Below are 17,838 nucleotides of genomic sequence, written 5' to 3'. Positions count from 1 at the left end.
CTGGAATGGATCCTCGGGTCAAGCCCGAGGATGACGGTGGAGGGGAGGGCAGTGACATCGCCAAACCGCCGTCGCCACGCAACATCACGCTCCACGTGAGAAATATCACATCCAGCTGTCACAAAATCTCATTTTTCTGTTTCATCATCACGTGATTTCCGGTAATGTCACATCCGTCGCCCGAGGAGAGGGGACGGGAGGATCAGCGGATGAGGCCGGAGGAGCGGCGGCAGGGCATCATGGATGTCCTGATGGAGACGGGAGCGGCGACGGTCGAGGACCTGTCGCAGCGCTTTGCCGTCAGCCGCATGACCATCCACCGCGATCTCGACGAACTGGAGCAGGGCGGTTTCCTGCGCAAGGTCCATGGCGGCGCCTCGCTGCAATCCAGCATGCAGTTCGAAAGCGATTTCCGATACCGCGAGAAGATCGCGACCGCCGAGAAGCGGCGGCTGGCGGCGCATGCGGCGTCGATGGTGGAGCCAGGGCAGATCGTGCTGATCGACGACGGCTCGACGGCGGGCGGGGTGGCGGCGTTTTTGAAGGACATCCGGCCGCTCACCGTGATCACCAACAATCTCGGCGTGGTCGATGCGCTCTGCGGCACGCCGGGCATCGAGGTCATCTGCCTCGGCGGTCAATATTCCAAGAAATTCAACGGCTTCTTCGGCATCGTGACCGAGGAGGCGCTGGCGTCGCTCAGGGCCGATGTCGCGTTTCTGTCCACCTCCGCCATCCATGGCGTGACGGCGTTTCACCAGGATCAGGAAGTGGTGCAGGCCAAGCGCCGCATGATGGCCTCGGCGACGACCACGGTGCTAATGGTGGATCACGGCAAGTTCGGCCGCTCGGCCATCCATCTCTATACGCCGCTCGCCGCCTTCGATGCGGTGCTGACGGGCGCCGAGCTTTCCGAGCGGCAGGGCCAGCAACTGACCGAAGCGGGCGTGAACCTGATCCGCGTCGGCGAGGCGGCACACAAGACGATCAAGGACGAGGAAGCGGCATGAGCAAGGACGGTTTGTGGATCGGCACGAGCTGGAAGATGAACAAGACGCTCAGCGAGGCCATGGCCTTTGCCGATGGGCTGGCGGCGGCGGACGGCGAGCGCGATCCGCGCATCCAGCGTTTCATCATTCCGCCCTTCACTGCCTGCCGTCCGGTCAAGGAGCGGCTGGCTGGCACCAGCGTCAAGGTCGGTGCGCAAAACATGCATTGGGACGATGCCGGCGCCTGGACGGGCGAGATTTCGGCCCCAATGCTGACGGATTGCAATCTCGATCTCGTGGAACTCGGCCATAGCGAGCGGCGCGAGTTCTTCAACGAGACCGACGAGGCGGTCGGAAAGAAGACGGCGGCTGCCGTGCGCCATGGCCTCGTGCCGCTGATCTGCATCGGCGAGACGCTGGCCGAGCGCCAGGCTGGCGAAGCGGATGTCGTTCTGAAGCGGCAGGTGGAAGGCGCGCTCGCCTTCCTCGATGCGGATGCGAAGACGAAGACGATCCTCATCGCCTACGAGCCCGTCTGGGCGATCGGCGTCAACGGCATCCCCGCCACATCCGACTATGCCGACGCGCGGCACGCAAAGATCGCCGGTGTTGCGGAAGCCATGCTCGGCCGGCGCATTCCGGTTCTCTACGGCGGCAGCGTCAATCCCGGCAACTGCGCGGAACTCATTGCCTGCCCGCATATTGACGGTCTCTTCATCGGCCGCTCGGCCTGGGAGGTCAGCGGGTACCTCGACATTCTGAACAAAAGCGCGGCCGCTCTTTGAGACGGCGCATCCATCAAAACGATAGGAAGGAAACAGCCATGAAAATCGCCATCGGAGCCGACAGTGCCGGCAAGCCGCTTCTCGACGTCATCGAGGCCCATCTCGCCACCAAGGCCGGCCTTGAGGTGAAGAACCTCAGCCAGTCCGGCTTCTACGCCGATCTGTCCAAGGGTCTCGCTGACACGATCGTCTCGGGTGAAAACGAGCGCGGCATCCTGATCTGCGGCACGGGCATCGGCGTATGCATTTCGGCCAACAAGGTGCCCGGCATTCGCGCGGCGCTGACCCACGACACCTATTCCGCCGAGCGGGCCGCCAAGTCGAACAATGCGCAGATCATCACCATGGGTGCGCGCGTGATCGGACCGGAACTCGCCAAGGCGATCGTCGACAAGTGGCTGGAGTCGGAATTCGATCCTCAAGGGTCGTCGGCCGGAAACGTCGATGCCATCAACCGGCTGGATGCCGGCAAGGAATAGACCGCCATCTCCCAGGACGGGCGCGGCGTTGCGGCTTTAACGGTCGCGCGCCGCGCCGACCGCAGCCTTGCGAGAGGCGAGATGTCCCACCTTTTACCCGCGGGTTTTCTGATCCTCCCGGAAGACCAACGGAAAACGCCCGGCAGCGATGCCGGGCGTTGCTGTTTCAGGCACGGTGAGGCGCTTCGTCTCAGACGTGGGCGAGGGCGAGGTTGGCGCGGGCCTGCAGGATCTGCGAGGCGGCGCGGGCGGCTTCCTGGCCCTTGATGACGAAGTGGTCTTCGAAGAAGCGGATATGGGCTTCCGATTCCTGGAAGTTGTGTGGCGTGAGCACCGCCGAGAGCACCGGTACGTTGGTGTCGAGCTGCACGCGCATCAGGCCGTCGAGAACGGTGCCGGCGACGAAATCGTGCCGGTAGATGCCGCCATCGACCACGAAGGCGACGCCGAGCACGGCGGAGAAGCGGCCGGTGCGGGCCAGCGTCTGGGCGTGCAGGGGGATTTCGAGCGCGCCCGGCACGTCGAAGATCTTCACATCGGCTTCGTTGCCGCCGAGCGCCTTCCATTCGGCGACAAAGCTGTCGACGGCGCGGTCGACGATGCCCGTGTGCCAGCGGGCACGGACGATGGCGATCTTGGTGGAGGGGTTGGAGAGAATGGTCATTTCAAGTGGCCTTTCAGGGTTTGCCGTTGACGTAGCCGGCTTTCGACCGGCGACTGGGACCCTGGGCGAACATCATGGCAAACGCGCTGGCCGTTGAGGGCCAGTTCGCTCGCGTCACCATGCTGTCCTCTTTCATCCGGACTATTGACCGTCGGCTCCGGCATCGCACCGGATCTGCTGACCCGCCGGCCTTGCGGCCAGCGGCGCTCGCGGGCTCCGGGATGCTTGAAGACATGCCCGATACCGCCGGTGGGGAATTCCGCCCCGCCCTGAGAACAGACCGATCTTAGAAGGGAATTTCGGGCGAGGCAAATGTCGATGCGGCATTGCAGCAGGATTTCGCGACAGAATTTTGCGCCGCCCACGGGAGACGGCGCAAAACCATGCTCAGTGCTCAGTCGCGGATGATCAGCAGGTCGCTCGCCGTGAAGCGCAGCGTCGCCGTTTCGCCGACCTGCGGCACGGCGAGGCCCGGTGCGTTGAACATGTCGAAGGAGATGACGGTCGCGCCAACCGTCATGCGGCTGCGGATGACCGAGCCGAGGAAGTTGGTGGAGATGATCTCGCCAGTCAGGGCCGTATCGCCCTTTGCGCCCTCGGCAATCGAGCCCGCTTCGGGGCGCAGCGCCAGCGACACGGTATCGCCGGCCTTCACCATGCCCAGCGGCTCGCGCAGGGTGATTCCCTGGCCGCCGATCTCGACGCGGTTGCCGGAGGGGTCGATCACCTTGGCTTCGATGAGGTTCAGCGTGCCCACGAAGGAGGCGACGAAGCGGGTGGCGGGGCGGTTATAGATGTCGGAGGGCGTGCCGATCTGGTCGGCGCGGCCGGCATTCATCACGACGATGCGGTCGGAAATCGACAGGGCCTCTTCCTGATCGTGGGTCACGAAGACGGTGGTGATGCCGAGGCGCTGCTGGATCTGGCGGATTTCCTCGCGCAGCGACACACGGATCTTCGCATCGAGCGCCGAGAGCGGCTCGTCGAGCAGCAGCACTTCCGGCTTCGGGGCTAGGGCACGGGCGAGCGCCACGCGCTGCTGCTGGCCACCCGACATCTGGTAGGGGTAGCGGTCGGCGAGGTGGCCGAGATGGATGAGGTCGAGCATCTCCTTGACCCGTGCCTCGATCTCGGCCCTGGGCTTGCCGGCAACCTTCAGGCCGAAGGCGACGTTGTCGAAGACATTCATGTTGGGGAAGAGCGCGTAGGCCTGGAACACCATGCCGATGTTGCGCTGGTTGGGGCGTAGCGCCGTCTGGTCCTTGCCGTTGATGGTGATCGAGCCGCCGCTCGGCGTCTCGAAGCCGGCGATCATGCGCAGGACCGTGGTCTTGCCGCAGCCGGACGGGCCGAGGAACGAGACGAACTCGCCCTTTTCGATGGCCATGTTGAAGTCGTGCACGACGCGGGTCGGACCGAAGGACTTCTGGATGCTGGTGAGGGTGAGGAAGCTCATGGGATTTCCTTAGGCCTTGGGAGGGGCGCTTTTCTGCAATCGGGAGACGAGCTGGATCAGGCCGAGGCATCCCCAGGTGATGGCGAAGGCGATCACGGCGAGCGCGGCCGGCTCGTAGGCGCGGTTGGCGCCCAGAAGCTGCATGTAGGGTCCGAATGCGGGCCGGTTCAAAAGCGCGGCCATGGTGAATTCGCCAAGCACGATGGCGAAGGTGAGGAAGGCGCCGGAGAGCACGGCAACGAGCACGTTCGGCAGGATGATGCGGCCGAGAATGGTCGCCCAGCCGGCGCCGAGGCTTTGGGCTGCCTCCGTCAGCGTCGTCACGTCGATGGTGCGCAGGCCCGTATCGACGGCGCGGTACATGTAGGGCAGGGCGAGGATGGTATAGCCGAACATCAGCAGGATGTTCGTGCCCATGGCGGTGCCCGTCAGCGGCAGCCAGCTCGACGTGTTGTAGAGCCTGATATAGCCGAAGACGATGACGATTGCGGGAATGACCAGCGGCAGCAGCGTGATGAACTCGATATAGGGGCGAAGGCCCGGCAGCTTCAGACGCACCCAGTAGGCGGTGGGCACGACAAGGACGACGCCGAAGATGATTGTGAAGATGGCCATCATCACGGAATAGCTGAAGGTCGCCTGGAAGTTGGGATCGCTCAGCACGACCGCGTAGGCGTCCAGGGAATAGACGCCGCGCCGCATCTTCAGCGAAAAATTGGTCATGCCGATCAGCGGCAGGAAGAAGTAGAGCAGCCCGAAGATCAGGGCGCCCCAGGCGAAGAACCGCTTCATTTCAGCCACCTTTCGCTGCGGGCGCGCAGCCAGATGTAGAGCGCATTGGCGATGCCGGTGACGACGATCATGCCGAAGGCCAGCGCATAGCCGAGGTGGGGATTGCCGAGCACGTCGCCGCGGATCTGCGCGTAGAGCAGGATCGGCACGATGGAGAGCGAGGAGCCAGTGAGCGCGATGGCGGTTGCGACGGCGCCGAAGGCGTTGGCAAAGAGCAGCGCCAGCGTGCCGAGGATCGACGGCAGCAGGATCGGGAAGGCGACCATGCGCCAGTACTGGCCGCCGGTGGCGCCGAGGATTTCAGCCGCTTCGCGCCATTCGCGCTTCAACCCATCCAGCGCGGGGGTGATGATGAGGATCATCAGGGGGATCTGGAAGAAGAGATAGGTCAGCGTCAGGCCCCAGAAGGACAGAAGGTTGAAGCCCAGCATACGCAGGTCAACGCCGAAATTGGTCTTCAGGAAGAGGGTGATGAGGCCGACGGGGCCGAGTGTTGCCAGGAAGGCAAAGGCGAGCGGTACGCCGGCGAAGTTCGAGGCAACGCCCGAAAAGGTCATCAGGGGGCCGCGGATCCATTGCGGCAAGCCGCCGAGCACAAAGGCCGTGGCAATCCCGAAGCCGATCAGGCAGCCGAGAGCGGCCGAGGCGAGCGAGATGCGGATGGAGATCCAGTAGGCCTTGAGGATGGAATCGGTGAAAAGACCCTGGATGTTGTCCAGCGTGAAGCCGCCATCGGGCGTCTGGAAGGCGCCGATGACGATCTTGGCCGTCGGCAGAATGAGAAAGAGCAGCGCAAAGAGCGCGAAGGGCACAATACCGACCCAGGCGAGCGGCAAGCGGCGCGCCGGCGCGACGGGCGCGCCCTCGAGCTTGCGTCCACCGGGCGCGATCGCGCCGGTTTGATGGTTTGACATGCCAGTTATCCCCTGATCATCGGCGGGAGGACCGTTTGCCGGTCTTCGTCTTGTTCTTTTAGTTGTGACAGCCGGCGCCCCTAAGAACCAGCCCTTATCTGACGCTCCCAATGCAGAACCGCCCCGGCGTGGGCCGGGGCGGTGTCTTTGTCGGCCTTACTGGACGTTGGCGCCCACGACCTTGTCCCATTCGGCGGTCACGGCCGCCTTGTTGGCGTCCACTTCCTCGAGCGTCGGGAAGTAGGCCTTTTCATAGGAGGCTGCCGGCGGCAGGGCGTCGATCAGGTCCTGCGGGACCTTGCCGGCCTTGACCATGGCGTTGAAGCGGGCCGGGTGGCAGAAGCCCTTCAGCCAGCCGAGCTGACCTTCGTCCGAATAAAGGTGTTCCATCCACAGCTTGGCAGCGTTCGGGTGCGGGGCGTAGGCGGAGATGCCCTGCACGTAGACACCGGCGAGAACGCCCGAGGCTGGAACGACGACTTCAGTCGGCGGGTTGCCGTTCAGCGTCTTGGCCCAGGACAGGGCGTTGTAGTCCCAGGCAACGACGATCGGGGTCGAGCCCTGGGCGAGCGTGCCGGACTTGCCGATAACGGGAACGAAATTGCCGGCCTTGTTCATTTCGGCAAAGTAGGCAAGACCGGCTTCGCCGGCTTCCTTGCCAGCCTTGGCGCCCTTGCCGAGGCCCGCGGCGAGAACGCCGAGGATGGCCTGGTTGGAGGCGCGCGGGTCACCGGCAAGAGCGACCTGACCGGAATATTCCGGCTTCAGGAGGTCGGCCCAGTCCTTCGGCGTGTTGGCGACGAGGTCCTTGTTCACGATGAAGGACATGACGCCGTAATAGTCGCCGTACCAGTAGCCTTCGGCGTCCTTGATGCTGTCCGGAATTTCGTCCCAGGTCGAGACCTTGTAGGGCTGCAGCAGGCCTTCAGCCTTCATCTGCGGGCCGAAGGCGAGGCCGACGTCGACAACGTCGGGCGCCTGCGGGCCCTTGTTGTCCTTGTTGGCCTTGACGGCTTCGACTTCGTCGGCCGAGCCGGCGTCCGGGTTCAGTTCGTTGACCTGGATTTCCGGATACTTGGCCTTGAAGGAAGCGATGACGTCGCCATAGCCGCACCAGTCGTGGGGCAGGGCGATGGTGGTCAGCATGCCTTCCTTCTTGGCAGCCTCGATGAGTTCGGCGCTCGGCTCGGCGAAAGCGAGCGCGGAGCTTGCCACGACCATGGCGGTCGACAGCGACAGCATGCGGCGGATATTCGACATTTCGGGTTCTCCCTTTTTCAATGCCCGTTGGTAAACTCGGATTGCTGATAGTGAGGCTGTATGACGCTGATGTGACAGGCTTTTTCAGGTTCTCGCCGTCTGCTTCGCGTCAGGTATGGTGGTTTCGGGACGCGACTTGCGAAAGAGGCGGCTCGTTTCGAATAGTTCCTCCAGCCCTTTCATACGCTCCCTGGTTTCATCCCAGGTCGAGCTTTGCACGGCTTCGATAAGCGCTTCGATGATGAAGAGGCTGACCACGGAACTATCCCAGGCCGAGGGCACCTCGATGTGGATGCGAAAACTGCGCGCCGCGATCTTGGCGATCGGCGAGGCCCAGATGTCGGTGAAGAGCAGGATTTCGACGCCGCGCGCCTTTGCGATGCGGGCAAAGGTTTCCATTTCCTGCTCGTAGCGGCGGATGTCGAAGACGACGAGCACGTCGCCGGGGCGCATGTCGATGATGGTATGCGGCCAGGCGCTTGGCGAGTTGGCGAGATGGGTGACGTCCTGGCGCACCACCTGAAGATGCGTGAAGAGGTATTGCGCCAGCGAATGGGTGATGCGCCCGCCGACGATATAGACGTGCCGCGCCCGGTCGGCGAGAAGAGCGGCGGCGGCATCGAAGTCGGCGGGATCGATCTGGCCGAGCGTCTCGCGCATATTGGCCATCACGGCGTCGGCAAAGCGGTTCAGCACATGGGTGCCGGGCGCGTTGGCGGCCCAGCGGTCGTGCTTGGCGATGGGGTTGGAGATCGTGGCTTCCAGTTCCTGGTGCAGCCTTGCCTGGAAATCGGGAAAGCCGCGAAAGCCGAGTTTTTGCACCATGCGCGCCACGGTGGGGGTCGAAACGCGTGCGTTTTCGGCGACCGTGGTGATGCTGCCAAGTCCGGAAACGGGATAGTTTTCCAGCAGCATCTCCGCCAGCTGCCGCTCGGCGCGCGTTAACGCATCGAAGCGTGCATGGATGACGTCCGACACCGTCATGCTGCTGCCTGTGGCGATCACATCGTCCCCCTGATGCCGGTCTGCGCTGGCTTTGTGACAGATTAATCCGCGCTGTCACAATTCGAGTCAATCCCCCGCTCTGAAGAGATCGTTTCACAATCCTGTTGACAGTCGACATTCGGTGAAGAATTCTCTTCAGCGAGAAAGCGGCGAGGGGAGCCGGCCAGCATGCGACTTCTGACAGAGGCCGAAGGGCCAGCCGTGGCGATCGAAAATGCCGAGGCGAAGGCCGACGTGATCATCGTGTGCGAGCATGCCTCCCGCAGGTTGCCGGCCGCACTGGGGACGCTCGGTCTCGATTCCCCAGCCCTCGAAAGCCACATCGCCTGGGATCCCGGCGCCCTCGACGTCGCCCGCTTCATGGCCGACGGGCTCGATGCCACGCTCATCCACCAGCGCTTCTCGCGGCTTGCCTATGATTGCAATCGCCCGCCGCAGGCCGAGGGCGCCATGCCCGTCGCGAGCGAGATCTACGATATTCCTGGAAATCGGGCGATGTCGTCCGAGGAGCGACAGGCGCGGATCGAAGAGATCTACATTCCGTTCACAAGCGGGCTTCGCGACCTCATCGCCGAGCGCCGGGAGGCGGGCCGCACGCCCGTTCTCGTCACCATGCACAGCTTTACGCCGGTCTATTTCGGCCGCACGCGGACAGTCGAAATCGGCATCCTGCATGATAGCGACAGCCGGCTGGCCGACCGCATGCTGATGGCGGCCGACCGTCCTGATAGCGCGTATATCGTGCGCCGCAACGAGCCTTACGGGCCGGCCGATGGCGTCACCCATACCCTCATCCAGCATGGGGTGAAGAACGGCCTCGCCAATGTCATGATCGAGGTCCGCAACGATCTTATTCGAACGGAAAGCGCTGCCAGGGTCGTGGCCGGCTTTCTGATGGGGCTGCTGGCGCCAAGCCTTGCAGACCTTCGCTAGAAAACGACCCGGGGGAGCGGCATGTCCGCGGAAGAATGCGCCAGACCGGAGGACCAACCACCGGCGGCAAAAGCAGAGGGAAACAGGCGGACCTGAACCGTCCCGCCGTTTAAAAACAGGAGAGAAGGGCATGGATCAATCATCGTCCGGCGTCAGCTACAAGAAGGCCGATGCCAGTTACTTCGAAAAGCGCGGGCTCTCCCGCTATGCCGGTATCTGGTCTCTTTGGGCGCTTGGTGTCGGCGCCGTCATTTCCGGGCATTTCTCCGGCTGGAACTTCGGATTTGCAACCGGTGGCTGGGGCGGCATGCTGGTTGCCGGCATCATCATCGCCATCATGTATCTCGGCCTCACCTTCTCGATCGCCGAAATGAGCCCGGCGCTGCCGCATACCGGAGCGGCCTATTCCTTTGCACGCACGGCCATGGGTCCTTGGGGCGGGTTCCTGACCGGGCTTTGTGAAAATGTCGAATACGTGATCACGCCGGCGGTGATCGTGACGTTCATCACGGCCTATGTGAACTCCATCCTCGGGCTCGATCCGGTCTATTCGCCGCTGGTGTGGATCGCCTTCTATGCGATCTTCTTTGCGCTGAACGTCTTCGGGCTTGAGCTGTCGTTCAAGGTGACCCTCGTCATCACCCTGATTTCGCTCGGTGTCCTCGCCTTCTTCTGGATGAGCGCCATCCCGCACATCGATTTCTCGCGCTGGGCGCTCAATATCGGCGTCGGGCCGGATGGTGCGGCGGTCGAACTGCCTGAAGGCAATGGTCCGATGTTCCCCTTCGGCTTCTCCGGTGTTCTCGCGACGCTGCCTTTTGCGGTGTGGCTGTTCCTGGCCATCGAGCAGTTGCCGCTGGCGGCCGAAGAATCAGTCGATCCGCAGCGCGACATGCCGAAGGGCATCATTCTCGGCATGCTGACGCTGATGTTCTCGGCCTTCATGATCGTGCTTCTCAATCCCTCGCTGCCGGGCGTCGGCTCCTTCCACCTCGGCTCGGCGCTGGAGCCGCTGCTCGACGGCTTCAAGGCAATCTATGGCGATAGCGGCGTCGTGCTGCTCGGCATCGTGGCGCTGACGGGACTCATCGCGTCGTTCCACACGATCCTTTATGCACAGGGTCGCCAGGTCTATTCGCTCTCGCGGGCCGGATATTTCCCGACCTTCCTGTCGGTCACCCATCCGAAGTACAAGACGCCATATGTGGCGATGATGGCCGGCGCGCTGGTCGGGCTTGCGGTCATGCTGATCATCTGGTTTGCGCTGGGCGCCGAACAGGGCGGCAGCATCATCGGCTCGGTGCTGCTCAACATGGCGGTCTTCGGGGCGATGTTCTCCTACATCATGCAGGCGATCTCCTTCATCCTGCTGCGCCGCAACCTGCCGCACATCCATCGTCCCTTCCGCTCGCCGCTCGGCATTCCCGGCGCCGTGCTGACGATCGTGATCGCCATCGTCACGCTCTTCTACCAGGTCCAGGACCCGAACTTCTCGAAGGGTGTGCTGTGGGTCGCTGTCTGGTTCGGGGTCGCCATCGCCTATTTCGCGCTGGTCGGCCGTCATCGCCTGATCCTGTCGCCGGAGGAGGAGTTCGCGATGGAACAGAAGCAGAAGAAGCCCCATCACGATCCGGTTATCGCCAAGATCTGATCCGCCGCATCGAGGCCGCCCGAGCGGCGGCCTCCCACCATTCGAACCGATGACCCCGAGGGACGGTTGAGCATGAGCGCAGATTACACATTCAAGGACCTCAAGAAGGATGTCGCCGACGGGCGCATCGACACGGTGCTGGCCGTGCTGGTCGACATGCAGGGCCGCCTGATGGGCAAGCGTTTTCACGCGCAGTATTTCGTCGACTCCGCCTATGAGGAGACCCATAGCTGCAACTACCTGCTCGCCACCGACATGGAGATGGAGACCGTTTCCGGTTACAAGTCGACGAGCTGGGAGGCGGGCTACGGCGACTATACGATGAAGCCGGACCTTTCGACGCTCAGGCGCATCCCCTGGCTGGAGGGCACGGCGCTGGTGCTCTGCGATGTGCTGGACCACCACACCCACGAGGAAGTGCCGCATTCGCCGCGCGCCATTCTCAAGAAGCAGGTGAAGCGTCTCGAGGCCATGGGCATGAAGGCCTTCATGGCGAGCGAGCTCGAATTCTTCCTCTTCGACCAGACCTATGATGCGGCCCGCCAGAGCGGCTACCGGGATCTGAAGCTCGTCAGCGGCTATAACGAGGACTACCACATCTTCCAGACCACCAAGGAAGAGGATGTGATGCGGGCGATCCGCAACGGCCTGCAGGGCGCCGGCATTCCCGTCGAAAACTCCAAGGGTGAGGCCTCTGCCGGGCAGGAGGAGATCAACGTGCGCTATGCCGAGGCGCTGACCATGGCGGACCGGCACGCGATCATCAAGAACGGCTGCAAGGAGATCGCCTGGTCGCGCGGCAAGGCCATTACCTTCCTTGCGAAATGGAACTACGCGGCCGCCGGCTCCTCCTCGCACATCCATCAGTCGCTCTGGTCGCTGGAGGGCAAGTCGCTCTTCTACGACAAGGACGATGAACACGGCATGTCGGCTTTGATGAAGTCCTATGTGGCCGGCCTTCTGACCCATGCCAGCGAGATCACCTATTTCCTGGCGCCCTACATCAACTCTTACAAGCGCTTCATGGCCGGCACCTTTGCGCCGACCAAGGCCGTCTGGAGCATGGATAACCGCACTGCCGGCTATCGCCTGTGTGGGGCGCACACCAAGGGCATCCGCGTCGAGTGCCGCGTCGGCGGCTCCGACCTCAATCCCTACCTCGCCATGGCGGCGCTGCTGGCGGCCGGCATTGCCGGCATCGAGGGCAAGCTGGAACTGGAGCCGGCCTTCGTCGGCGATGCCTATGGCGGCAAGGGCGTGCGCGAAATTCCAAAGACGCTGCGTCACGCGACCGACTTCATGACCGGCTCGGCCATGCTGCGCGCGGCCTTCGGCGACGAGGTGATCGATCACTACACCCGCGCGGCGCAGTGGGAGCAGGAAGAATATGACCGCCGGGTGACGGACTGGGAGGTGGCGCGCGGCTTTGAGCGGGCGTGAGCGCGGCGTTGCGGCCGTGATGTGGTTGATGATATAATCACAGCGTCTGTGGAGATTATCTCATGATCGACAGTGCTTGGTTCTATCGGCAGCTTGAAGCCAGGGGCGGTTCGGTGCGCGATCTTGCCCGCTTCCTGGAGCTTGATCCGAGTTCGGTCTCACGCATGTTGCGAGGCGAGCGGAAGATGAGCGCGGAGGAGCAGGACGGCATTGCGGCGTATTTCGGGCTGCCGCTGGCGGATGTAGCGGCGCGCCGGAAGGGCGAGACAACAGGCTTTTCGGAGCCGGGGCAGGAGCCCTTTGCCATGGGAAGCGAGATGGAGATGGTTCGCGCCATCCGGCCGGAGCACCGGTCAGGTGGCCGGACTTCTCCTCAGGGCAGCGATACGTCTTTGAGCTTTTTCGAGCGTATCCGCAGCAAGATGGCAGGAACGGTTACGGTGATGCCGGGTGTCGATCTCACGGAGCCGGCCGATCCGGACTGGGCACGGGTTTATGATGAAGACCATGACAAAACGTTTCGTTTTTGACACGTGCTTCATGATCTATCTTTCTCAGCCTCAAGCCGTGATCGCGGCAGAGGCGCGGCAGGCGCTGGAAACGGACGAGGCAGAGCATTTCGTGTCGGCGATCAGCGCCTGGGAAATCGGGCTGCTGGTGGCGAAGGGGAGGCTGAATTTGACGCGGTCGCCCATCGACTGGTTTGGGAACTTCGTCGATGAGAAGGGTATTGCCGTGCTTGCGGCGTCGCCATCCATCCTCGTCGCCTCCTCCTTTCTGCCGTCGCCGATACACGCCGATCCCGCTGACCGCATTCTTGTCGCAACCGCGCGCGAAAACGACTTAACCCTGATAACCCGCGACCGGGCAATTCTCGCCTATGGCGCGGCAGGCCACGTGAAGGTTCTGGCCTGTTGAACTGGAGCAGTGAACGATGACGATGATACAATGCATTTCGCCGGTGGACGGCTCGGTCTATGCCGAGCGGCCGGCTGCAAGCCCGGAGGCGGCCCGCGCCGTGGTCGCCCGCGCCCGCAAGGCGCAGAAGGCATGGGCGAAGCGGCCGCTGGAAGAGCGCGTCCAGCTGGTGCTGAAGGGCGTCGCCCGCCTGAACGAGATGGTGGATGAGGTCGTGCCCGAGCTGGCCTGGCAGATGGGCCGTCCGGTGCGCTATGGCGGCGAGTTCAAGGGCTTCAACGAGCGCTCCAACTATGTCGCCGACATCGCTGCGTCTTCGCTGGCGCCCATCATGGTGGAGGAGAGCGACCGCTTCGAGCGCCGCATCGTGCGCGAGGCGCATGGCGTGGTGTTCGTCATCGCGCCCTGGAACTACCCGTACATGACCGCGATCAACACGATCGCGCCGGCGCTGATGGCTGGGAATACCGTCATCATCAAGCATGCGGCGCAGACGCTGCTGGTCGGCGAGCGCATGGTGCGCGCCTTTAACGAGGCCGGCGTTCCCGAGGACGTGTTCCAGAACATCTTCCTCGACCACGCCACGACATCGGCGCTGATCGCCGAGAAGAGCTTCGACTTCATCAACTTCACTGGTTCGGTCGAAGGCGGGCGCTCGATCGAGCGGGCAGCGGCCGGCACGTTCACCGGGCTCGGCCTCGAGCTCGGCGGCAAGGATCCGGGCTATGTGATGGAGGATGCCGATCTCGACGCTGCCGTCGATACGCTGATGGATGGTGCGACCTACAATTCCGGCCAGTGCTGCTGCGGCATCGAGCGCGTCTACGTGCATGAGAGCCTCTACGACGCCTTCGTGGAAAAGTCTGTCGCCTGGGTGTCGAACTACAAGCTCGGCAATCCCCTGGAGCAGGAGACGACGCTGGGGCCGATGGCGCACAAGCGTTTTGCCGCTGTCGTGCGTCAGCAGATCGCCGATGCCGTCGCCAAGGGCGCGAAGGCTCTGGTCGATCCCAAGCTTTTCCCGGCCGATGATGGCGGCGCCTATGTCGCGCCGCAGGTGCTCGTCGATGTCGATCACTCCATGGACTTCATGACCGAGGAAACCTTCGGCCCGGCCGTTGGCATCATGAAGGTCAAGAGCGACCAAGAAGCTCTGTCGCTGATGAACGACTGCAAATATGGCCTGACGGTTTCGCTCTGGACAAAGGATGCCGAGCGCGCGGACCGTCTGGCTGCCGATCTCGAAACCGGCACCGTCTTCATGAACCGCGCCGACTATCTCGATCCGGCGCTCTGCTGGACCGGCGTGAAGGAAACGGGCCGCGGCGGCTCGCTCTCCGTCATCGGCTTCCACAACCTGACCCGTCCGAAATCCTATCACTTCAGGAAAGCACTCTGATGAGCATTACCGCAAACTGGAGCTACCCGACTGCCATCAAGTTCGGCGCGGGCCGCATCAAGGAACTCGCCGATCACTGCAAGTCTGTCGGCATGAAGAAGCCGCTGCTCGTCACCGATCGCGGCCTGGCGTCGATGCCGATCACGCAAGGGGCGCTCGACGTGCTCGAAGCGGCCGGCCTCGGCCGGGCGATCTTCGCCGATGTCGATCCAAACCCGAACGATGTGAACCTCGCCGCGGGCGTCAAGGCCTTCAAGGACGGCGGCCATGACGGTGTGATTGCGTTCGGCGGCGGCTCCGGCCTCGATCTCGGCAAGGCCGTCGCCTTCATGGCCGGCCAGACGCGCCCGGTCTGGGACTTCGAGGATATCGGCGACTGGTGGACCCGCGCTTCGGTCGAGGGCATCGCCCCGATCATCGCGGTTCCGACCACGGCCGGCACCGGCTCCGAAGTCGGCCGCGCCTCGGTCATCACCAATTCCGAGACGCATACGAAGAAGGTGATCTTCCACCCGAAGTTCCTGCCCGCCGTCACGATCTGCGATCCGGAACTCACGGTCGGCATGCCGAAGGCGATCACCGCCGGCACCGGCATGGATGCGTTCGCCCATTGCCTCGAAGCCTATTCCTCGCCCTTCTACCATCCGATGTCGGCCGGCATCGCGCTGGAAGGCATGCGGCTGGTGAAGGAATACCTGCCGCGCGCCTTCAAGGACGGCACGGATATCGAGGCACGCGCCAACATGATGTCGGCCGCCGCCATGGGCGCTGTCGCCTTCCAGAAGGGGCTCGGCGCCATCCATTCGCTGTCCCACCCGGTCGGTGCGCTATACAATACGCATCACGGCACCACCAATGCCGTGGTCATGCCGGCCGTGCTTGCCTTCAACCGCCCGGCGATCGAGGAGAAGATTGCGGCCGCGGCCGCGTATCTCGGCATCTCCGGCGGTTTTGACGGCTTTGCGGACTATGTCGTGTCGCTGCGCGCCGAGCTTGGCATTCCCGAAAAGCTCTCGGCGCTCGGTGTCGGCACCGACCGTATCGACGAGATGGCCGCGATGGCGATCGTCGATCCGACGGCCGGCGGCAATCCCGTCGAGCTGACGCTCGATGCTGCCAAGGCACTGTTTCACGAAACGATCTGATCGGCCGAGGGCATTTCCCCTCTGGCAATCGTCGATCAAGGCGCCGCGCAATCATCCGATTGCGCGGCGCATTTTTATATTGGGGCATGCCAATGTCCTGTGCGGCAAGGCTGCCGATGGGGCTTTTGACGATACAGAGTTTTGCCGGCTAATTTTATGACTTGCAAAATACGTATTAATTCCGTCTCATGTTCGCCATAGACGACTGCTTCGGGAAGGGGCCTCGGGCGGGCTTAGGTGGTAAGTCGCTCCGGGCGGGAAAGTGAAATCAATGCGCGTTGTTGGCATTGCCAACATGAAGGGTGGATCGGGCAAGACGACGGCCTCGCTGCTGCTGGCGACAGAGCTTGCGGGGCGGGGAGAAACGGTTGCCCTGCTCGACTGCGATCCGCAGGGCCACCTGACGCAATGGCGGCTGCTGGAGCGTTCCGCCGATCAGCCGCCGGTCTTTGGCAACATCACCACCGCCGGGCTTCCCAACCTCCTGCGCCGCCTCAGCGAGAACACCGGCGTCACGGTCATCGATCTCTCGGGTGCCAGCGATGTTCTGGCGGCCATGTGTTTCGGCCTTTCCGATCTTGTGCTTGTGCCGCTTCAAGGTTCTGCCATGGATGCCAGAGGCGCTTCGCGGGCGCTGGAACTGGTGCGGTATGTCGCCCAGAACGCCCAGGCCCCGGTGCGCCAGGCCATTCTTCTCAGCCGTGTCAGCCCCATCGCCGCGACGCGGTCGCTGCGCCATGCCATCGAGACGCTGCGGGCCGCCAGGGTGCAGGTGCTTGATACGCCCCTGGTGGAACGGGGAGCCTACCGCGCCGTGTTCGACCATGGCGGCGCCCTTGCCACACTTCCTGCCGCGCTCGGCGGCAACATCGCCAATGCGCGCTGCAACGCCGCCCAGTTTGCCGATGATGTGCTCGCCATGCTTGATGCGGGCGGAGAGGGACGCAAGCCTGCACCCTTCTCTTCGCTGTGTTTCCGTCAGTCGCGCCCGGATCTCGCCGACGCCGCTCTTCGTTAACATCCATCTTCCCCACCAGACAATAAGGCTGCTCGCCTCCCTAGAGTTCGGGAGGCCGAGGCGGCGATTTCTTGCCGAAATACAAGGATTTGGGGGTTCCCTTAACCATTTCTCGGGTGCCCGGTTTTCCGTTTTGTTAACCATCTCGTGAAAGACTTTGTTAACGGCCGCCATGAGGGACAGGATGTGCCGGAACAGCAATGACGGGCTGGGGCTCCAAGCAGCGAGGCATTTGAAATGGCGGTTATCTCCTTCGCCAACACTAAGGGCGGTGCCGGCAAGACGACGGCGGCACTTCTTCTTGCAATGGACTGTGCGCGGCAGGGCAAGCGCGTGGCCATTCTCGATGGCGACCCGCAGAAGTGGATCACGAGCTGGTCCGAGGTCTCCGGTGCAGTGGCCAACGTCACCGTCATCTCGCATGTCACGCCATCGTCGCTGCAAACCCATATCCGCGAGATGAAGGACGCGGTGGATGTCTTCATCATCGATCTCGCCGGCCAGCGCGACACGTTGTTGGCAACGGCTCTCGGCCTTTCCGATCATGTGCTCATCCCGGTCCAGGGCTGCGCCATGGACGCGCGCGGTGCGGCGCAGGTTCTGGAAATCCTGCAGCAGATGAAAGCGCGCGATGGCATCACCATTGCCCATTCCGTCGTGCTGACCCGCGTCAACTCGATCGTCACGACCCGCGCCATGCAGGTCATCAAGTCCCTGCTGGCCAGCCGCGGCGTCAATGTCCTCGACACGGCGATTGTCGAGCGCACCGCCTATCGCGATCTATTCGAGCTCGGCGGTACGCTGCAGATGATGGACGAGAAGGGGTCTGGCAACATTGCCAAGGCGCGCGAGAATGCCGCTGCCTTCGCGGCCGAAGTGATGCGGCTCGTGCCCGTCCGGGCCGCCAGCAGTTTCACCCGCCGCACCTGGCTCCCGTCGCGCGCGGCGTGATCCATTCGCGTCATTCGATATGTGAGGCCGGCGTTGCGG

General features: G+C 63.3%; 18 protein-coding genes and 1 riboswitch. Of the genes, 12 read left to right on the top strand and 6 right to left on the bottom strand.

From position 1 onward, the window contains the following. Nucleotides 1-209 precede the first annotated feature (209 nt). Genes F3H41_RS05825 through F3H41_RS05815 form a run of 3 tightly spaced genes read left to right on the top strand, consistent with a single transcriptional unit; the run spans nucleotide 210 to nucleotide 2,253 of the window. A complete protein-coding gene (locus tag F3H41_RS05825; RefSeq protein WP_149737637.1) occupies nucleotides 210-1,010 on the top strand; it encodes a DeoR/GlpR family DNA-binding transcription regulator in 801 nt (266 codons plus the stop codon). Next, nucleotides 1,007-1,774 (top strand): triose-phosphate isomerase, encoded by a 768-nt coding sequence (locus tag F3H41_RS05820; RefSeq protein ID WP_149737636.1) that lies wholly within the window; start codon nucleotides 1,007-1,009, stop codon nucleotides 1,772-1,774. Before F3H41_RS05825 ends, F3H41_RS05820 begins: the two co-directional genes overlap by 4 nt. A gap of 38 nt (nucleotides 1,775-1,812) precedes the next feature. Next, nucleotides 1,813-2,253: an RpiB/LacA/LacB family sugar-phosphate isomerase gene (locus F3H41_RS05815; RefSeq protein ID WP_149737635.1), complete on the top strand. Its 441-nt coding sequence runs from the start codon at nucleotides 1,813-1,815 to the stop codon at nucleotides 2,251-2,253. Nucleotides 2,254-2,443: 190 nt separating this feature from the next. Here the strand turns inward: F3H41_RS05815 and F3H41_RS05810 are convergent, their stop codons facing one another. From F3H41_RS05810 to F3H41_RS05785, 6 genes are all read right to left on the bottom strand, one after another. After that, nucleotides 2,444-2,917 (bottom strand): 6,7-dimethyl-8-ribityllumazine synthase, encoded by a 474-nt coding sequence (locus F3H41_RS05810; RefSeq protein ID WP_149737634.1) that lies wholly within the window; start codon nucleotides 2,915-2,917, stop codon nucleotides 2,444-2,446. A 120-nt stretch (nucleotides 2,918-3,037) separates the two neighbouring features. Next, nucleotides 3,038-3,198, bottom strand: a riboswitch (FMN riboswitch). A gap of 113 nt (nucleotides 3,199-3,311) precedes the next feature. Continuing rightward, nucleotides 3,312-4,373: an ABC transporter ATP-binding protein gene (locus F3H41_RS05805; RefSeq protein ID WP_149737633.1), complete on the bottom strand. Its 1,062-nt coding sequence runs from the start codon at nucleotides 4,371-4,373 to the stop codon at nucleotides 3,312-3,314. A gap of 9 nt (nucleotides 4,374-4,382) precedes the next feature. After that, nucleotides 4,383-5,165 carry an ABC transporter permease gene (locus F3H41_RS05800; protein ID WP_149737632.1) on the bottom strand — a complete coding sequence of 261 codons (783 nt, stop codon included), beginning with the start codon at nucleotides 5,163-5,165 and terminating at the stop codon, nucleotides 4,383-4,385. After that, nucleotides 5,162-6,079, bottom strand: coding sequence for an ABC transporter permease subunit (locus F3H41_RS05795; RefSeq protein WP_149737631.1), 918 nt, complete (start codon nucleotides 6,077-6,079; stop codon nucleotides 5,162-5,164). Before F3H41_RS05795 ends, F3H41_RS05800 begins: the two co-directional genes overlap by 4 nt. Nucleotides 6,080-6,235: 156 nt before the next feature. Further along, entirely contained in the window at nucleotides 6,236-7,339 is a 1,104-nt protein-coding gene (locus F3H41_RS05790) for an ABC transporter substrate-binding protein (protein WP_149737630.1), read from the bottom strand. Nucleotides 7,340-7,423: 84 nt separating this feature from the next. Next, complete coding sequence (locus tag F3H41_RS05785; protein WP_149738228.1) at nucleotides 7,424-8,323, bottom strand: MurR/RpiR family transcriptional regulator; 900 nt, start codon at nucleotides 8,321-8,323, stop codon at nucleotides 7,424-7,426. A gap of 189 nt (nucleotides 8,324-8,512) precedes the next feature. Here F3H41_RS05785 and F3H41_RS05780 point away from each other — a divergent pair, with 189 nt between their 5' ends. The 9 genes from F3H41_RS05780 (at nucleotide 8,513) to F3H41_RS05740 (ending at nucleotide 17,799) form a co-directional block, all read left to right on the top strand. After that, nucleotides 8,513-9,277: an N-formylglutamate amidohydrolase gene (locus F3H41_RS05780; protein ID WP_149737629.1), complete on the top strand. Its 765-nt coding sequence runs from the start codon at nucleotides 8,513-8,515 to the stop codon at nucleotides 9,275-9,277. 130 nt (nucleotides 9,278-9,407) lie between these two features. Beyond that, nucleotides 9,408-10,928: an amino acid permease gene (locus F3H41_RS05775; RefSeq protein WP_149737628.1), complete on the top strand. Its 1,521-nt coding sequence runs from the start codon at nucleotides 9,408-9,410 to the stop codon at nucleotides 10,926-10,928. 72 nt (nucleotides 10,929-11,000) lie between these two features. Further along, a complete protein-coding gene (locus F3H41_RS05770; RefSeq protein ID WP_149737627.1) occupies nucleotides 11,001-12,368 on the top strand; it encodes a glutamine synthetase family protein in 1,368 nt (455 codons plus the stop codon). A 62-nt stretch (nucleotides 12,369-12,430) separates the two neighbouring features. Further along, nucleotides 12,431-12,898, top strand: a complete 468-nt coding sequence (locus F3H41_RS05765; RefSeq protein ID WP_149737626.1) for a helix-turn-helix transcriptional regulator — start codon at nucleotides 12,431-12,433, stop codon at nucleotides 12,896-12,898. Next, nucleotides 12,867-13,286 (top strand): type II toxin-antitoxin system VapC family toxin, encoded by a 420-nt coding sequence (locus tag F3H41_RS05760; protein WP_244616082.1) that lies wholly within the window; start codon nucleotides 12,867-12,869, stop codon nucleotides 13,284-13,286. The genes F3H41_RS05765 and F3H41_RS05760 overlap by 32 nt, the downstream gene beginning before the upstream one ends. Before the next feature lie 16 nt (nucleotides 13,287-13,302). Further along, complete coding sequence (locus F3H41_RS05755) at nucleotides 13,303-14,685, top strand: aldehyde dehydrogenase family protein (RefSeq protein ID WP_149737625.1); 1,383 nt, start codon at nucleotides 13,303-13,305, stop codon at nucleotides 14,683-14,685. Then, nucleotides 14,685-15,830 carry an iron-containing alcohol dehydrogenase gene (locus F3H41_RS05750; RefSeq protein WP_149737624.1) on the top strand — a complete coding sequence of 382 codons (1,146 nt, stop codon included), beginning with the start codon at nucleotides 14,685-14,687 and terminating at the stop codon, nucleotides 15,828-15,830. The genes F3H41_RS05755 and F3H41_RS05750 overlap by 1 nt, the downstream gene beginning before the upstream one ends. Nucleotides 15,831-16,101: 271 nt before the next feature. Further along, a complete protein-coding gene (locus tag F3H41_RS05745; protein WP_149737623.1) occupies nucleotides 16,102-16,848 on the top strand; it encodes a ParA family protein in 747 nt (248 codons plus the stop codon). A gap of 237 nt (nucleotides 16,849-17,085) precedes the next feature. Continuing rightward, complete coding sequence (locus F3H41_RS05740) at nucleotides 17,086-17,799, top strand: ParA family protein (protein ID WP_149737622.1); 714 nt, start codon at nucleotides 17,086-17,088, stop codon at nucleotides 17,797-17,799. The last annotated feature ends 39 nt before the right edge of the window (nucleotides 17,800-17,838 follow it).

Source organism: Rhizobium sp. RU20A (genome assembly GCF_900155885.1).
In the GTDB taxonomy this organism is placed as follows: domain Bacteria; phylum Pseudomonadota; class Alphaproteobacteria; order Rhizobiales; family Rhizobiaceae; genus RU20A.
Note: the sequence above shows the minus strand (reverse complement) of the source record. Positions and strands in the feature narration are given on the sequence as shown.

Bases quoted from the DNA above. Each gene is read 5' to 3' on its own strand.
- F3H41_RS05780 (WP_149737629.1), top strand. From the start codon at position 8,513: ATGCGACTTCTGACAGAGGCCGAAGGGCCAGCCGTGGCGATCGAAAAT.
- F3H41_RS05820 (WP_149737636.1), top strand. From the start codon at position 1,007: ATGAGCAAGGACGGTTTGTGGATCGGCACGAGCTGGAAGATGAACAAG.
- F3H41_RS05745 (WP_149737623.1), top strand. From the start codon at position 16,102: ATGCGCGTTGTTGGCATTGCCAACATGAAGGGTGGATCGGGCAAGACG.
- F3H41_RS05760 (WP_244616082.1), top strand. From the start codon at position 12,867: ATGAAGACCATGACAAAACGTTTCGTTTTTGACACGTGCTTCATGATC.
- F3H41_RS05770 (WP_149737627.1), top strand. From the start codon at position 11,001: ATGAGCGCAGATTACACATTCAAGGACCTCAAGAAGGATGTCGCCGAC.
- F3H41_RS05740 (WP_149737622.1), top strand. From the start codon at position 17,086: ATGGCGGTTATCTCCTTCGCCAACACTAAGGGCGGTGCCGGCAAGACG.
- F3H41_RS05785 (WP_149738228.1), bottom strand. From the start codon at position 8,323: ATGACGGTGTCGGACGTCATCCATGCACGCTTCGATGCGTTAACGCGC.
- F3H41_RS05750 (WP_149737624.1), top strand. From the start codon at position 14,685: ATGAGCATTACCGCAAACTGGAGCTACCCGACTGCCATCAAGTTCGGC.
- F3H41_RS05805 (WP_149737633.1), bottom strand. From the start codon at position 4,373: ATGAGCTTCCTCACCCTCACCAGCATCCAGAAGTCCTTCGGTCCGACC.
- F3H41_RS05790 (WP_149737630.1), bottom strand. From the start codon at position 7,339: ATGTCGAATATCCGCCGCATGCTGTCGCTGTCGACCGCCATGGTCGTG.
- F3H41_RS05800 (WP_149737632.1), bottom strand. From the start codon at position 5,165: ATGAAGCGGTTCTTCGCCTGGGGCGCCCTGATCTTCGGGCTGCTCTAC.
- F3H41_RS05775 (WP_149737628.1), top strand. From the start codon at position 9,408: ATGGATCAATCATCGTCCGGCGTCAGCTACAAGAAGGCCGATGCCAGT.
- F3H41_RS05765 (WP_149737626.1), top strand. From the start codon at position 12,431: ATGATCGACAGTGCTTGGTTCTATCGGCAGCTTGAAGCCAGGGGCGGT.
- F3H41_RS05755 (WP_149737625.1), top strand. From the start codon at position 13,303: ATGACGATGATACAATGCATTTCGCCGGTGGACGGCTCGGTCTATGCC.
- F3H41_RS05810 (WP_149737634.1), bottom strand. From the start codon at position 2,917: ATGACCATTCTCTCCAACCCCTCCACCAAGATCGCCATCGTCCGTGCC.
- F3H41_RS05815 (WP_149737635.1), top strand. From the start codon at position 1,813: ATGAAAATCGCCATCGGAGCCGACAGTGCCGGCAAGCCGCTTCTCGAC.
- F3H41_RS05825 (WP_149737637.1), top strand. From the start codon at position 210: ATGAGGCCGGAGGAGCGGCGGCAGGGCATCATGGATGTCCTGATGGAG.
- F3H41_RS05795 (WP_149737631.1), bottom strand. From the start codon at position 6,079: ATGTCAAACCATCAAACCGGCGCGATCGCGCCCGGTGGACGCAAGCTC.